The organism is Porphyromonas sp. KLE 1280, assembly GCF_000700805.1.
Classification (GTDB): Bacteria; Bacteroidota; Bacteroidia; order Bacteroidales; family Porphyromonadaceae; genus Porphyromonas; species Porphyromonas pasteri.
Window position 1 is genome coordinate 34,439 of the sequence record NZ_KL362965.1, and the last position, 16,628, is coordinate 51,066.

The window sequence follows — 16,628 nt, forward strand, 5'->3', positions numbered from 1 at the left end:
GGCTTAAAGCTTATGTCCACGACGAGCCTTACGCTCTTGCTTCTGCTTCTGGTCGGCTGTGGGCTCTGTTTGCTCAGACTTGAGGGGCTCTTTGAGGTGCTTGGTCGATTCGTTGGTTTTGCCTTCGTTGTTCACTGCTACCTGGGTCTTGTGTCCTTCGGCCACGGCTTCGACTTCCTGCTTCCCTTGCTTCTTCTCGGGGTTGTACTTGAAGAAGCGGGGGCGGTTTTGTTCCTTATCCATACGGACGTAGGCGTTGAAGTGCTTGCCTTCCTTGTCGACCATGTTCTTGAGGTAGAGGGTGCGTCCCGAGTCAAGAGCCTCGCGCTGCTTTTCGGTCAGCTCAAGTCCACAGAGTTTACGGGGAGCGCCCTGGCTTTGCCCTGGGTAGAGAGACTGCTCCTGACGCTCACGAAGACTCTTGCTGTCGTCGAAGATGAACTCAATGCCCTTCTTATCGGCACTGACTTGAAGCGTAGCGTCGAAGGACTTGCCGTTCTTGGAGGTCATACCCTCTACTTTGACCGCCTTACCTTCGACGAGGTCCTTGTACTGCTGGTCAGAGAGCGTCACCCCTTTAATTTCCTTAGGGATGGATACACGGTCAGCACGTAGGGCAAGGAGCTCGTTGGTCTGTGGGTCAATGGATACGTAGGCGTCGAAGAGCTCTCCCTGCTTGGTGACGACTTCGATGGTCTTGCCTAGGTTGCCCGTCTTGAGGAGCTGTGCCTTGTCTTCGGGGCTGAACTTGTAGCCCATGTAGGGGAAGTCAAGCTGGGGTTCCTTGCGCATGGCATGAACAGCAAGTCCGATGTTACCATTGTCGTCGGTGCGGAACGCTAGGCGTGCCTCGGTGTAGATCGAGCTGTTGCTGTAGGGTACTGCGATGGGGAGGAGGTCACTCTTCTGCCAGGAGAGCATCTTCTCTAGCGCTCCACTGTCTTCGAGCTTCTCGCGACTGAGGCCGAGGTCTTCAAGCATACGCCAGTCGATCTGTTCGGGATTGATAGTTGTTGCTCCGCGTATGGATAAAAGTTGTGGACGAGTGGCAGATAAGTTTGGGCTACGTACGTGGCTCTAATATCTACGTATGTGGATATTTAGATTTACGTGCCTGGTCTTTAAGACTACGTACATAGATAGAGTAAAACCACTACGTGAAGGTGCTTTTCCCTTCACGAGAATGGCACTTTTTCCTCCACTGGATAAGAGGAATACTCGCGATAAGGCTTCGGAGAGGTATATCGGGGAGCTAGGCTCGCGATACCTTAGCGCAATAAATGGAGGGCAGGACTCTCGGCAATAGTCTCCAATTGGTAAATGATAAGTAAATTCGCATTGAGTAACGTAAGTAGCGAATCGTAATTGTTGTTTGTTTTAGGCTGTATTAATGAGTCTGCAGATTTGTTCAAAAAAGGAGAGGTCTAGAGGTGCTGAGGGCGTTAAGTTCTCTCTGGAGAGGTGTTTAATTCTACTAATTTTCTTCTGCCTACTCTATCTACCTAACGGGGGATATGCTCAAACTTCTCAGAATACTCAACGGCAACTTGAGGCTGTAGAACGAACTTTTGCCGATCTAGCTCAGCGCAATGCCTATGTTGAGAGCTTAGATTATAATGACTTGCCTATGGCACATTTGCCCATAGGAATGAAGCGAACGATTAGCGGTATGGAAGTTACCATTGCCGTTAATCGTTTTGCATTGGGGCCAGCCCATAGTGAACTTGCCGTTTATGCAAAAGCCATTATTCCACAGGGAAGTGATGGTCGTAGGTTAGTCCTCTTCTTTGGCGCAGAGGGTGTCAAGGGTACTCATTCAGGAGGCTTGGCTGATGAAGTCAAGTTATCACTTCTCCGAGATATAGAGATCCCGTTCAATGGAGGTAATACATCCCTTGTTCTTAAGGGCGGATTCAATCGTACTCGAGGTGTCTCTGAGAGCAATACTTACATGACCATCAATTGTGATGGCTTTAAAAACTTAGCTTTAGATGCAGAGGTACATTTTCCAACCTCTCTGATATCATCAGCGATAAATGGTGAACAAGTAGTTGGTCGTTTCAGCACAGTCATAGAAAGCTGGGACGACTTACTTGTATCGATGAGCCTACCTTCTTTTGAAATAAAGGGACTTAGGGGCTATGTTTTTGATGCTAACGATGTGGTCTTTGACTTCAGTAGCGTGCGCAACTCTAAAGATATAGACTTCCCCAGGGAATATGAACAAGGTTTTCTACCAGATGAGCGTACACTATGGCGGGGGGTATACGCTAAGAGTGTTTCCGTGACTCTACCTAAAGCTTTTTCTAATGCACGTTTCTCTGCCGAGAATCTATTAATTGATGATAATGGCATTACAGGGATATTTGCTGCGGATAATGTTCTGCAACTGGATAAAGGGAGTGCCAGCGGTTGGAAGTTCTCTGTGGATCACTTTGGGTTGCAACTTGTAGCCAGCGAGCTAGTGTCTTCGGAGCTTAAAGGCCGCCTAGGCTTGCCTTTCAAAGGGGAAACAACAACCTTAGCCTATGAGGGTTTTATGCAAATGAACGACCGTTATACATTGGTTGTTCGGCCAGACTCTAGTTTGAACTTCTCAATCTTTAATGCTGAGGCTCAGTTAGATCCCAGCTCTTATGTTAAGCTAGATTTAATAGACGACAAATTTGTCCCAGAGGCCGTTCTACATGGTCGGATGGCTCTTGGTAAGACCGAAGGACTTGATGGTCTAAACGGCTCTGAGTCCGTTAAGTTGGCGAGCTTAAAATTTCGCAACCTTCGTTTAACTACCAAAGCACCTTATATTAGCGTTGAGGCTTTGGGATACGAGGGTGAGGCTAAGCTGGGAGATTTTCCTCTCTCCATACACCAGTTAGAACTCGGAGCTAATGAACGAGGTGCTCATTTGACACTAGGGGCTGGGCTCAGCCTAGGGAAAAATCTCTTTTCAGGAAAGACAAACATTACGCTACGAGCGGCTTATCGCGATAATGTCTGGTATTATGAGGGTATGGACGTCAGTGAGATTGCCCTTGATGCTAAAATTGCGGGCAAGATTGGTCTGGTAGGCAAGCTTAATTGGCATCGCGACGATGCAATTTATGGGAATGGCTTTACTGGGGATCTTCTCTTATCGCTGGGTTTAGGCAAGACTAATCATGTTTCGTGGAAAGTCCGCGCAGGCTTTGGTCGTAAAGACAGCAATAGTTATTGGTATGCCGATGGCCTAGGGACTTTCCCTCAAGGTATACCGCTTGTTGCCCCTATGACCCTCAATGGTATTGGGGGAGCTCTTACTTATGGTGTGCGAGCTGAAGGGCAAAGTGCCGAGGGTGGCAAATTCCGAAGTGCTCAGTACGTGCCTGATGAGAGTAAGGGACTCGGATTCAAGGCATCTACATTATTTGAAATCAGCAAAACGGCACAAGGTGAGGCTGCCCTAGAGATAATTTTTTCTCGTTCTGGAGGCTTAAGTATGGTCGGTTTCTATGGCTATGCCCAATTCCCTAAAGATCTTAGGGGTGAAGTGTCCGCAGAAGAGAGGATAGAGCAACAACATCGTTTCATTCCGAGCAACTTAGGAGAACAGCTGAAGCAGGGTGGTGACTTTGAGAACATTCTAGGGGCTTTAAGTATAAAGAAACTACCAGAAGCACTTAAGGGGGCTAATATTTCAGGTTCTATTTTTATGCAGTTGGATCTGAACAATAGTAGCCTACACGCCGTGAGCCAAGTCTATGTGTCAAGTCCAGCTGGCGTAATCGCAGGCACTGGTCCTGATGGACTTGCCGGAAGGGGTGTACTGCATATTGATCCTAAGGAGTGGTACTTACATCTAGGGACTCCTGCGACTCCTATTGGCTTGAAGTTAAATGTTGGTAGCATTCTCGCTGTTAAGAGTGATGCTTACCTAATGGCAGGAAGCCGTATTCCGGGTATGCCTACTCCTCCGCAAGAAGTAGCTAATCTTATAGGGCAAGATATTAGCCGTCTGAGCCTAGGGCGTAATTTAGACGCTCTAAGTACAGGTAAAGGCTTCGCTTTTGGCTCTAAACTGGGAGTGCGTACTGGTGACCTTCAGTTTGCTATCATGTATGCCAACTTTAATGCAGGCTTAGGTTTTGATGTGATGCTCAAGGATTATGGTCAGGCACAATGTCGAGGCCGCTCTGGGACAATCGGTCTGAATGGCTGGTACGCTCAAGGGCAGGCTTATGCCTATCTGCAAGGCGAGTTAGGTGTGAAAATTAAGTTGTGGTTTGTGCGTGTGCGTGTCCCTGTCATTAGGGGAGGTGCGGCCGCCTTGCTACAAGCAGGCCTACCTGATCCAACCTTCTTCAAGGGATACCTTGGCGTAAATCTTAATGTGCTTGGGCTTGTGAAGGGACATGCTCGCTTTAAGCTAAGTATCGGCGAAGAGTGTGAAGTCGTCAATCCAGGCTCATCTCCCGTAGATGAACCAATGATCAACGATCTTTCGCCAGTTATCGGGGAGCGAGAAGTAAGCGTCTTTGCTGTACCTCAAGCAACCTTCAATGTTGCAATGGGTAAAACCTTTGAGGCCTCAGACGAGCGTGGTGTAAATAAGATCTATCGTATTAGTCTCAAAAGTTTTGACCTTAAGGACAAGGAAGGCAAGAGCATTGCAGCTCAACTTGTGTGGGGTGATGATAAGACTAAGCTCAGCTTGCAGGCTAAAGAAGTCCTTCCGCCAAATACAGAGCTTACGGCAAGTGTTCGTGTTGGCTTTGAAGAGTTTATAAATGGTTCTTGGCATCAAGTTGTGACTTCGGGTAAACCAGCAATAGAAGAGAAGACACATACTTTCACTACGGGTGGGGCTCCCAGTGAAATCCCTCTTGCCAATGTCGTTTATGCTTACCCAGTTGTAGGCCAGTCATACTTCCTCCCCAAGGAAAGTAACAAGGGCTATGTGCAGCTCAAGATGGGACAAAAGTACCTCTTTGAGAAGGGCTTTGACTACAAGATGAGCTTCCTTGACGAAGAGGGTGGACGAGTGTCCACGGACTTCAACTACAACGAGAGTGAGAATAGACTAGAGTTTATTATTCCCAGCCTGAGAAAGAAAACTCCCTACACGCTGAGCCTAGCCTACACTGCACGACTTCAAGAGGGGCAAGAAGGTACTAAGAGTAACTCTACTACTCATCTTGATAGCGAAGACTTAAGTGTGCGTATTGGAGGTGATAGGGCTGAGCGCCTTGTGGCTAGCAACCTAGAGAAAGCTATCCTCAGCTATGATTTCAGTACAAGTCAGCACAGTACCTTCAAGGAAAAGATGGACGCCCTCAAGATTAAAGATGGCTTTGCTGTTTATGATGAAGCCTCAGCTTATCCTCTTGAACTGGATGTCCGAGCTGATGAGGCTTTTGATGAGGCTGAAGTATTAGGGGTAGAGAAAACACAAGGGAGAGCCCTTGTTCAACTCAAAGCAACGCTAGAAGAGGATTATTTTGCGAAGACCGTCTACCCCTTAGTTTATGAGGGCTATCCCTTTGCTGGTCTTGAGTTAACTTATCGTAGTGAGCAACCCTATGGTGTACCACCCTATTATGCCTTTGCTCCAAGTCCATACTTCTTGTCTAAATTGAGTGACGGGACTCTCAATAAGCAAGCTTATCGATTCCCCTTCACTTTCTTAGCTTCGCATGTTGTCTTTGCTGACTTCAGCGACCTACAGGGGCTTGTGGTCAATAACCGAGAGCTAGTGGGGCGTAGTATTTATGAGCGCTTCGCCCTTGGAACTTTACCCGTACTCAGACATGGCAAGTATAAGGCTCTCGTGAGCTATGTCTTACCTGACGGTACCGTAAGCTCAACGATGCCTATCCTTTATAATAACAATCTCAAGTTTAACACAGAGCGATGAAACAAGCAAGATGGGGTATGAGGCTCCTTACCCTTGGGATATGTTTGTTCCTGTCGGCTATGCTCAAGGCACAAACGAAGTCACAGGGAAGCATTAAGGTAAGGACTGAAGTCCATAGTAATAAAGTGTTATTGCGATGGATTGCCAGTGATGCCAAAACTTGGGAAAGCTTGAACAAGCATGGGGTTCGCTTAGAGCGTCTGACTATCGCACGTAATGGACAAATACTACCAAGCCCCGAGGCTCATATCTTAGGTGCTGAGCTCAAGCCAAGAGAGAGCGATGAACTCAAGGCTATAGCCACACAATATCCTATGGGCTTAGTGATGGCACAAGCTGTCTTTGGGGAGGACTTTGAGGTCGGTCTCGGAGATAACCCCATGGCCAAGGCTATAGCTCTTGATGAGCAAAGAGAGCAGCGTTATCTCTTCTCGGCTTATGCGGCCGACCTATGCTTTCCTGTTGCCAAGGTTATGGGATGGGGGTGGGAGGATACAACGGTTAAGCCTGGAGAGCGATACCTGTATAGGGTCATCTCACTCAGTACAGACAAGAAGAATCCAATCAAGGCCGGGCTAAACTTCGTCATCATGGGGCAGAATACCCAGCTAGTCAAGCCTCAAGCCCTTTCTGTTCGCTTCGGGGATGCATCGGCTCAACTCTCTTGGGACTACAATGGATTAGTACACCTATATAATAGCTACATCGTCGAGAGGAGTGAGGATGGACATACCTTTACTCCTATTACCCCAGAGCCTATTACTCGTATGTCCAAAGGGGAAAAGAGTGCACATGCTCCGATTACCTATACGGATAGCATTGCTAACCTACAGACCTATTACTATCGTGTAGCTGGGATTACTCCTTTTGGTACTAAGAGCGCATATAGCATAGTTGTTTCAGGAGCTGGATATCCAAGTCTTAAGACGATACCTATGATTAGCTCTGCCTCTTTTAATGAGAAGGGTGGGGCGCAGATGAGTTGGACATTCTCCCCAGAGGAAGAAGACCTCTTGGAGAGCTTCAGTATCTTACACTCGACCAATGATAAGAAGTATGTTCCCTTGAAACAGGGACTAGCTCCTTCCGTAAGGAGCTATACGATAGATATTCCTAAAGCGAAATATGTCTACTATAAGATAGAAGCTAAGCCTAAGAGAGGGGTATCAAGAGAATCTTTACCCATCCTTCTGCAGCCGATTGATAGTATTCCCCCGAGCAAGCCAACTGGACTAAGAGCTCAAGTAGATAGTCTAGGTAAGGTCCGTCTACAATGGAGTGCTAATAAAGAGGCTGACATATTGGGGTATCGCCTATACCGAGGAGAGAATAAGGGAGAAGAGTTAATCCCTATTACAGATGTAGCCATACGAGATACTCTATATCAGGACAGCGTCAGTCTGCAATCTCTTAATAGTAAGGTGTACTATGCCCTGACAGCTCTTGATCATCGCTACAATCAATCAGAGCAATCAGAGCTTGTTGAGGCATTAAAACCTAATGTACTTGCACCCACGGCACCAAGTATTACTCGTATAGAGCATGATAAGGAGCATACTGTGCTTCACTGGGAAGCCGCAGATGACCCATACCTTACAGGTTTTATCATCTTTAGGAAGGAGCTAGGAAGTAATACCCTGCACCAAGTCGCGAAGATTGATGATAAGACCCAGAGAACTTATCGCATCAAAGACGAACCAGGGAAGAGCTACATCTATCAGATGCAAGCCTACTCTAGTAAGAGGCTTCTCTCTGTGCTGTCTCAAGAAGTCGCTATCGGAGCTCAGATAAGTGAAAAAGCCTTGGTAGATAGCCATCTTAGCCTCAGTACCCTGCCAGAAGGAGTAATAGCTATTAAGTGGAAGACACAAGCTCCAGCACTCATAAGTGTAGCTCTCTATAAGACAGATAAGCAAGGACGCTTATACCTCTATCGTGATAGCCTACCTGCCGAGGGAGAAGTCGTAGACAGTGAAACCCAACAGGGAAAGAGCAATACTTATACCCTTGTAGTCAAGCATAAGGGCAGCAAGCCGCAAACGATTAAGAGAAGCGTAAATTTATGATGCGAAAGAAAATCCTACAAATAGTCTTTATATGGCTTATTATCATACTCTCCAGCCAAGCTCAGAACAATGGGAGGTATAAATTAACTCTGTCTTTTGACAGGGTGCATAATACGGGGAGTAACCCTATGGGCTGGCTAGATTTTGAGTTTTTTGCATCGTCTAAAGGTAAAGAGGAGCTCTTAGGTAAATTTCAGCACGGCCCTGTAAAAGACTCTCCTTGGTGGGGCAGGCAACCTCCAACAATCGTCAAAGAATATAGGAATGAAGATGGAAATGCTCCTGATAGGATAAGAATCTGGAGTAAAAAAGAAACGAAGCCCTTGTTTGGAATTGGAGCGAAGAAGTATTATGCCCAAGATTACAAAATCTTAGACAGGACATTGCCTTATATTAATCTTAGTTTTGACCACGGAGACCAAGGGCATTCATTCATCGATAAGATGCTTTTAATGGTGCACCTTGAGCTCATCCCCGTCTCTATTAACCTCCATTACTTCCACAACCAGGGGAAGGGGTCGGAAGTAGGTGTTAATCGTATGTTGCCAGACAAAGATCCTATTACCCTCAAGGCAACAAAAGGTTTCGTTGAGGCAACCTATCAATGGGAGTACCGAATAGTAGGAGACCCAACCTGGGTCCCCCTACCAGCAGGCGTATCTTATAGTGAGGGTAAGTCTGTTGTTACGCTTAAGGGCGAAGACCTTATGAGCGAGGCCGACTATCGTGCTTTGATTGTGAGTGGCAAATCCATTGCCTTTCGCATTAACGCTATCACCGATGAGGCACGCACGGAGAGTCAATATAAGATCATCACGCTCAAGCCTACACTCACAGTCCCTCATATTATCTCGACAGAGATGCAACAAGAGCGTTGTCATAACTCTCAAGATGCCTCTATTTATGTGAGACTGGATAGAGCACTGAAGCCCAATGAAACTGTTGGAATTGCTCGATTGATTGGGAATATCAGGGAGAGGGTAGATAATATTGAGGCTCTTGATGCCAATAATGGCTTCTACATTCGGGGGCTCACAGCAGGGAGCTATACCTTCGCTCTCTTAGGGACACACTCTAATGGATTAGCTGCTTACGCCCAAGCACCTAGCCATGTCATCAATATGACCATCGCCGAGCGACCTGCCATCACACACTCGTTTACCAAGAAGGATGTGAGTTGCTTCGCTGGCACTGATGGTGCCATCACACTCACGGCCTCGGGCGGAACAGGGCGCTTCAAGGCACATCTGCTTGACGCCTCAGGGACGGAGATCCGTACCCAAGAGTTTAGCTCAACAACTACTTTCTCTCGCCTTCCAGCAGGGCAATATACCCTCAAGGTTTATGATAGCAATGATTGCTTCGCCAAAGACGGTGGAGGCAATGAGCTCATACACCGCGTCACTCTAGCGGAGCCCTCCGAAGCTGTATCTGTTTTGGCGGAAGCTGTTGTAAGTCCCTTAGCTTATAACTCTTCTGATGGCTCCATCAGTTTTAGAGCCTCAGGGGGAACTCCACTCCCTAACGGCTACCAGGTTCGTATCATACGTCTGTCGGATGGCCGCAGTTTTACCCCTACTTCTGTACGCCCCGATGGGGGAGCCTATATCTACACTCTATCTAATATATCTAGAGGAGAATATCAGGTCATTGTAGAGGATGCCCGCTTTGATGCTCTCGCCCCCGAGGATAAGAATGCCCCTTGTGGTTGTCGAGCAAAGCTTGATATAACGCTCAATGCTCCTCCTCCCCTAGGTGTTGAGGTTAAGGAAAGTCGCTTCGTTAGCTGTCACGGAGATAGTAACGGAGAGATAACAGCACATGCTAAGGGTGGCAAGCCCCATATAGCGAGCCGTCTGCCCTACACCTACACTTGGTATAAGCTAACCAATGGTTCTAACGAAGAGCTAAGTCAACAAACAGATAGTATCGCTCGTGGTCTTAGTGCAGGACAATATCAAGTGAAGATTACAGATGCTAATAACATTAGTGTATTATCTACCATATTTACATTAGTTCAGCCTGAGGCTCTAAGCCTCAAGTTTAAGGTCATCAGCCCTAATTGTAGTGGAGGAGAAGGCTCTATCGAAGCGCTTGTCACGGGAGGCACTGCTCCATATTCATATGAGTGGAACAAGGAGGGTGAAACCAACTCAAGTCTTCGAGTTAACGAAATAGGTACCTACTTCCTTCGTGTTACAGATAGTAGAGGCTGTACTATTGATGCTACAGCAGAGGTTTCTTCACCTGACGCCCTTGTTGTGCGACCAGAATTAGTGCACCCCAGTTGCTTTGGAGCTTCTAATGGTAGCATCAAACTCAATATCAGTGGAGGTACGAGTCCCTATACGATACGTTGGGAGGATAGTCCTAGTCTTACTACTCGTCAACGAGATAAACTCCAGGCTGGAGAATATGTAGCTCTGATATCTGATGCTGCTGGATGTACGCTACGCTATCGCTTGAGATTGACACAGCCAGATGAACTCAAGGTAAGCCTCTCCGAAGCCTTTACTCTCTGTAAAGATCAAAGTCGTAATCTCCGAGCTACATCCAATCAAGAGAATGTAAGCTACTCATGGTTGCGTAATGGTCAGCCTCTCAGCGAAACTGGTAAAGAGCTTAGCGTTAGCCGTGCCGGCACTTATCGTGTCATCGTGACCAATGAGGGCGGTTGCACAGCCTCCGCTGAGGTTATAATCCGTGAGAGTCAGACCGAACTACCCATTGATATTACAGCTCCAAGCTCTGTAGACCTAGGAGCAGAGATCCATGTAGTTAATATCAGTCAAATCAAGGCTGATCGACTAAAATGGCACCTCCCTGTCGGGGCAGTTGTCAAGAGCCAGAGTGACGAGAGGCTTATCTTCACAATGAACTCTGCTGGTATATACACAGTAGCACTTGAGGGCTATCTTGGAGACTGCTCAGCACTTGTTAGCCAGCGTATCGAGGTACTACCTGCTGGGAGTGTGACTCTTCCCGATGATAAGGTTGGAGCCATGATCAAACAGTTTCTTGTGACACCTAATCCAACGACAGGAGAATTTAAGGTCTTTATTGAGCTCCGAGAGCCTCAAGACTTTACACTACGCCTCCTATCTCCGACCATGGTAGAGATGGATAAGAAGGCTCTAAAGAAAGTGCAAGTGAAAACTTTTGAGTACGAGCTGCGAGGAAATACCTCTGGAGTCTATACCGTAGAGCTTCGTGTCGGGGAAGAGAGGTCTTTGCTCAAGGTGACAAAACAAGGCAACTAATTTATTTAGATTATAATCGTGATAGCGATGTGGAGATCTAAGCACACGGGCTTTGCTCGGACCATACTCTATAAAGTCTTACTCTTCTCTCTTCTCCTTAGTGGAGGAGGGAAGGAGTTGTGTGCTCAGTTCTACCCCATCCATGCTGTCGTTCAGTGGCCCTCCCCACAGAGTCCGCACTTAGTGGACTATTATTCGGGCAGTCGTGATCGTCTTATCATCACGCTGCATAACCGGGATCTTCAGCAGCCGTTACTTCTGGCTCGCTTGCGTTTGCAGATCAAGAGTAATGGCTTCCTTGCCCAGACCCGCGAGGAGCTGTCGTATCCTCAGCTGGAGCTTATGGCGGGTGTACCAACGCGTCTGACGGCAACAGACCTGATGCCTTACCTTCGTCCGGAGAGCCTGCTTATCAACGGACGTCTGCGTAATGGTCAGTTCCCGACAGGCTTTACAGAGATTTCTGTACAGGTGGTCGACTACTATAGCCAGCAAGTCCTCTCGTCTTGGCATACGGCGCGTGCTTATCTGGACAGTAAGCAGCCGCCAATGCTGAACCTCCCCCAGCGTGATGAGCAAGTGGCCTATCGTGACCCGCTCTTCATCCGCTTCCAGTGGTATCCTCGCCATCAAGGGTTGGCAGGGACGGAGTATGAGTTTGTCCTCAAGGAGCTCCCAGATAATGGCGCTGCTCCTCAGGCCGCCTTCGCCTATGGCAACGAGATCTACCGCACACGCACGCGTCATACGACGCTCAACTATACTCACCTAGAGCCGATTCTCTTGCCCAATCGACGCTACGCCTGGCAGGTGCAGGCTATCGCTCGTGATGGTGTAGATGAGCTAGGACTGTTTGAGCATGGGGGCTTCAGCGAAATATACTGGTTCACACTCAATGAGAACTGCCCCGTGCCCACGGGGCTGAAGGCAGATCCCCGCTATGCTAAGGTGGACTTCTCGTGGAATAGAGTCGTCGGAGCTACGGGCTATATGCTGGCCTGTCGCCCGAAGACGAGCAAGGATATCTACGAATGGAGTGAGGTGCAGTCCTACGGCGAGCGAATGACTCTTGCCCAGCTGAAGCCCGGCTGGACCTACGAATGGCGTGTGGGCACGCTCTGCACGGGCGATAAGCCTATCTACTCGGCTATTCAGGAGGTAACGCTGCCTAAGAGTAACGTAGACCTTCTGCGCGACTGTGGTAAGGAGCCACCGCGCCCCAACCTCAGTCCCGATCCCGCCTTAGATATTCAAGTGGGGGATACGGTGACCATTGGTGGTGACTATCCGATGGTGATTACCCAGCTCCAGGGGCTTGGTGATGGCTGGTACTCCGGTCGTGGCACGACACGACTCAGCTCTATCATCGAGCTTCCACGAGTGGCCCTTCGCTTTGATCGCCTTCGTATCAATATCGAGAAGTGTCAGATCGATGGGCTTGTCGAGGCTATCTACGCAGATCAGCCTGGTGGTATTGCCGATCTCGACAAGATCGATGATGGGGGTAAGAGAGTCCAGCCAAGTAAGCTACGCATCAGAGAGCGTAAGGTAGACTTCGCCCTCGGGGATATGCCCGAGATGAGCTTCGACCCCGAGACCGGAGAGCTGGAGGTGATCGATGCTGAGGGCAAGCCACAGCGTATTAAGCTCGACCTTCCCGAGGGAGGGGCGTCTGCTTCGGCCTTCCCAATGATCATCACCGACAGTAAGGGCGATAGCTATCAGCTTAGCCCAGATGAGTCGTCAGAGGTGAGTAGCAGTGGTGCATCATCAGGTACCTCATCAACGGAGGGACGCGTAGGCACGAAGCAAGGCATTAAGGTAGAGCGTGTAGAGCGGATCGGCTCTTTTGATGCGAGCCGCTTAGCTCATGGTATAGGCCCGGTTCGCTTTGAGCCATCAGCACAGGCACGCTATGCCTTTGACAGCGGCACTGAGTCCTGGTACCAGCGCTCCGTCAAGCTGGACGAATACTACAAGCCTTTTGCTAAGGACTATATCGCTCCCTGGAAGCTCATCCCTACGGGAGAGCAGGATGTCGTCGCGGCACGCTACGAAGGGGAGAAGGCAATTGACCTTAGCCGTGTTCGCTTTGCTACATCTCCTAATAGTCCCGCACTGCCAGCAGAGCTCCACGAAGAGAGCAAGACCTGGAGTCTCAAGCTCCCGGGAACGGATGCCCAGAGTAGCTATGATGTCTATGCGATCTATGAGGGGCAGGTCATCGGTAAGCTCCGTGTCGTAAGCTATCCGAAGCAGCGTCATAAGCTAACGCTGGTACCCGTCAATGAGGCCAAGCTTGACAAGGCGCAGATAGAGCGCGAGCTGAATAGTATCTACGACTCGGTGGGTATTCACTTCGATGTCGAAGTGGATGCTCGCATGCGTGGGGACTATAGCTGGGATCGTGACGGCGACGGTAAGCTCAGCATTGTCGGTAAGAGCTTCTTCGGTCGTGTGCGTGAGGTGAAGGAGAGTGCGGAGATGGATTACCTGAAGAAGACTTATACGCAGCTTGCAGGTACGCTTGATGGCGTCTACCTCTTCGTTGTGGACGCGGCAGGAGGCTTGGAGGCTCAGCCGAAGGACTTGCTGGGTGAGATGCCCCGTCGTAGCCGCTTCGGGTACATCTTCTCGGGGAATAGCCCGAATGGAGATGTGTCTGCCTTAAGCCATACCATTGCCCACGAGCTGGGGCACGGGCTCTTCACGCTACAGCATACCTTCGATGACGAGTACGGGGGGGCGAAGAGTCAGGATCAGACACGCAATCTGATGGACTACACCACGGGCAAGGAGCTTGCAGCCTTCCAGTGGAATGTCCTTGCGAATCCAGCCGTCTTCACTGTAGCAGATAACGCAGAGGAGGTTCGTTTCCTCTCCGGATTCGCGCTGAGTCCTAAGCTGGATCTGATTCGGGTCCGCGATAGCAGGAGCCTGTATGTGGCTAGTCTATACAATGACCAGCTTGTGCAAGGGACGCTACCTGGGTTTATAGTTGTTAAGCCTAGTGGTCAAACAGAGGCCTACGCTTGGAATCGAGCTACTTATAGCTCTGTTGAATCAGGAAAGCCCTATAACCCCACGACGGTGGAGACAGCGAAGGGCCCTATATACCTATTCTATAACCTTGATCAGGAGTGTGGGAAGAAGGCTTACATGGTCGTTCGCTATAGCGATCTGTCAGAAGTCTTCAAGTACAAGAGGCGGGGGCAGATAGAGCAAGCTAAACGAGCTCTGTTGCGTGTGATCGAGCGGAATCAGGCCTCTTCAAAGGTTCTTAAGTGTGAGGATTCTAGGAAATCAAGTAATGATGCTTGGGTAGAGCAACCGCTCCCTCTTAATTGTGACACTGGCGATATTGTAGCTCTACAACGCAGATACCAAGAGGCGCTAAAGAGCAAGCTTGATGGTAACCTTGATGAGCTTGTTGGGTTACTTAAGCAGTATCAAGATGAGCCCTGTTTCTTCGAGCATGTAGGTATTCATGAGCGAATAAAGATACTGAATCGCCTTATTCGTGATGATGTAGATGACAGCATCTGGGAATTCTCCTATGGTAAGCTGAGTGTAGGGGATACCTTCTTCCTTGATAAGCTTCTCTTGAGTACCCCAGAGTCAGATCGTCTAACACTCCTCCGAGATGGCTTTATGGCTAATGGAGGGAAGTGGCTACAGATCCTCTTTAGTAAGAGCAAAGGCTTTTGGAATAATGATGTGACCATTCCCGATCTCCTCCCCTTGATGAGTGAGTTGGGGCACTGGGTACAGCTATATTATAAGGATTTGTCCATCCCGATTACGACTGGGGTGGTGAATGGTATTGGCATTTCTGGGTTCGATGAGCTGAAGTATTCACTTGCATCTGTTACCCCTGTGTGCCTTGGGACTGGTCGAGATAGTGATAACTTCTTCTACACCAGACAGGCTGATAATGGTCTACTTTATGATCTGAGGCTGAACCCTAACTCTTGGGGACGTATTGTCTTCCAGGATGGACACATAACCTTTGTACAACACTTTGTTGGCCAGCTCCATGGCGAGTATCTGCACACTTCAGATAAGCGTCTCCCTAGAGCATATAATATCACGACCCAGCTACCTGTCTCTCCATTCGAGCCCGTTGTCATTATTGCTTCGCGCGACTACAAGGGGTTAGGTATTAAGGCTGGGGTAGAGTATACGATCCCTGCTTTCTTGGCGGCTGTCTATCAGCAGTATCTTGCTGATAACGCTTTGGAGCAAGATATAAGGACCTTGGGGAACTATGCTGCCATTACAGCTGCCGTCTTATCTGCTCCTTTGACAGATGGAGGATCGTTAGTTGCTTATAGCGCAATTGCTTCTGGTATAGTCGCAGCGGCTGATGAGGCTCTGAAATCAGGGCGATTGAAGCTCGGAAGCAGTGAAGCTTATGATGCCCAGTATGAAGACTTCTATCAGGCTTGGGAGCAACTTTATAATGTGGCAGCGTGGACAGAAGGTGGTGTAGGTGTAGCCCAGCTATATCGCTCCATCAGAGCGGTGAGTATCGCTAAGTCTATTAAGCGACTTGTGGCCGAAAGTAAGCTCTGTGGCAAGGAGGCTGCTGTGGCTAAGGCTTTGGGCGTGCCACCCGTAAAACTCGTTGGCCTACCTAGACTGCCTGAGCTTATTCGTAAGAATCGGCAGTTGGTAGAGCTCCTCGGGCAAATTAAGAGTGCGAGTGGTAAGACATTGGAGCAAGCCGTTGATGGCTTTGTCAAAAGGTTTAAGGATCTATATGAGTCGTGTCCCAAAGAATCCATCAAGTCGCTGGATGAGTTGCTCGATGACTTTGAGTACCTCGTCAATGAGCATCTTCCAGACCTAGCCCAGAGAGATAAGCAAGACCAGCTCGCTACATTTATCAATGAGATGATGCAGACAACGGATAAGTTCAAGGTTGGGGCAACTACCCTTGAAGTCATCCGTCATCCAGAGAAGTATGTTAGCCCCAATATCGTTAAGCTGTCAAATATAGAGCTGGAGGGGCGCATCCTCAGTACAGCGGCACATCGGTTTGATATTAAATGGATAGGCTATTCTAAATTCAGTAAGAGGTCCGTCAGTGTATATGTTGATACCAAGAACTATGCATCGGTGAGTGACATGTTCAGAGACTTGGGGCAGTTCAAGGCATACCTGAGGGAAATCTCAAGCTTTGAGCAACTACGTATAATTCAGCAAGCTCGTCCTGGCATGAATGAGGAGAAAATAATCAAGCAGCTGGAGCGTATGATAGCGAAAGATGCAAGGAGTGTCTTTGATGTGAATCGGGAACTCTGGCTTGATATAGGCTTAAACCGTTGGGAGGATTTGGCGGAATATTGCACTACAAAGCAACTGTCGCAACGTCCCATATTTAGACGTATAATTAAACTAACGAGGTAG

4 protein-coding genes and 1 pseudogene are annotated in these 16,628 nt (G+C 48.5%); 4 read left to right on the top strand and 1 reads right to left on the bottom strand.

The window, feature by feature from the left end; translation table 11 throughout:
* Window positions 1-3 precede the first annotated feature (3 nt).
* A pseudogene (locus HMPREF1121_RS06470) lies at window positions 4-1,023 on the bottom strand (DUF3945 domain-containing protein); the annotation flags it as partial.
* Between the two features lie 625 nt (window positions 1,024-1,648).
* Between HMPREF1121_RS06470 and HMPREF1121_RS06475 the strand changes: the two are divergent.
* The 4 genes from HMPREF1121_RS06475 (at window position 1,649) to HMPREF1121_RS08755 (ending at window position 16,628) form a co-directional block, all read left to right on the top strand.
* On the top strand, window positions 1,649-5,890 hold the full coding sequence (locus HMPREF1121_RS06475) for a hypothetical protein (protein WP_232223755.1): 4,242 nt from the start codon (window positions 1,649-1,651) through the stop codon (window positions 5,888-5,890).
* The gene (locus HMPREF1121_RS06480) at window positions 5,887-7,956 is read left to right on the top strand and encodes a fibronectin type III domain-containing protein (protein ID WP_156946062.1); all 2,070 of its coding nucleotides are present in this window, start codon (window positions 5,887-5,889) and stop codon (window positions 7,954-7,956) included. Before HMPREF1121_RS06475 ends, HMPREF1121_RS06480 begins: the two co-directional genes overlap by 4 nt.
* A gap of 128 nt (window positions 7,957-8,084) precedes the next feature.
* Window positions 8,085-11,216 carry a pectate lyase gene (locus HMPREF1121_RS06485; protein ID WP_232223756.1) on the top strand — a complete coding sequence of 1,044 codons (3,132 nt, stop codon included), beginning with the start codon at window positions 8,085-8,087 and terminating at the stop codon, window positions 11,214-11,216.
* A gap of 27 nt (window positions 11,217-11,243) precedes the next feature.
* Complete coding sequence (locus HMPREF1121_RS08755; RefSeq protein ID WP_044115450.1) at window positions 11,244-16,628, top strand: hypothetical protein; 5,385 nt, start codon at window positions 11,244-11,246, stop codon at window positions 16,626-16,628.

What these genes read in the sequence shown, in the direction of transcription:
- HMPREF1121_RS06485 (WP_232223756.1), top strand. Translation starts at nt 8,085, where the DNA reads ATGGGCTGGCTAGATTTTGAGTTTTTTGCATCGTCTAAAGGTAAAGAG.
- HMPREF1121_RS06480 (WP_156946062.1), top strand. Translation starts at nt 5,887, where the DNA reads ATGAAACAAGCAAGATGGGGTATGAGGCTCCTTACCCTTGGGATATGT.
- HMPREF1121_RS08755 (WP_044115450.1), top strand. Translation starts at nt 11,244, where the DNA reads ATGTGGAGATCTAAGCACACGGGCTTTGCTCGGACCATACTCTATAAA.
- HMPREF1121_RS06475 (WP_232223755.1), top strand. Translation starts at nt 1,649, where the DNA reads ATGAAGCGAACGATTAGCGGTATGGAAGTTACCATTGCCGTTAATCGT.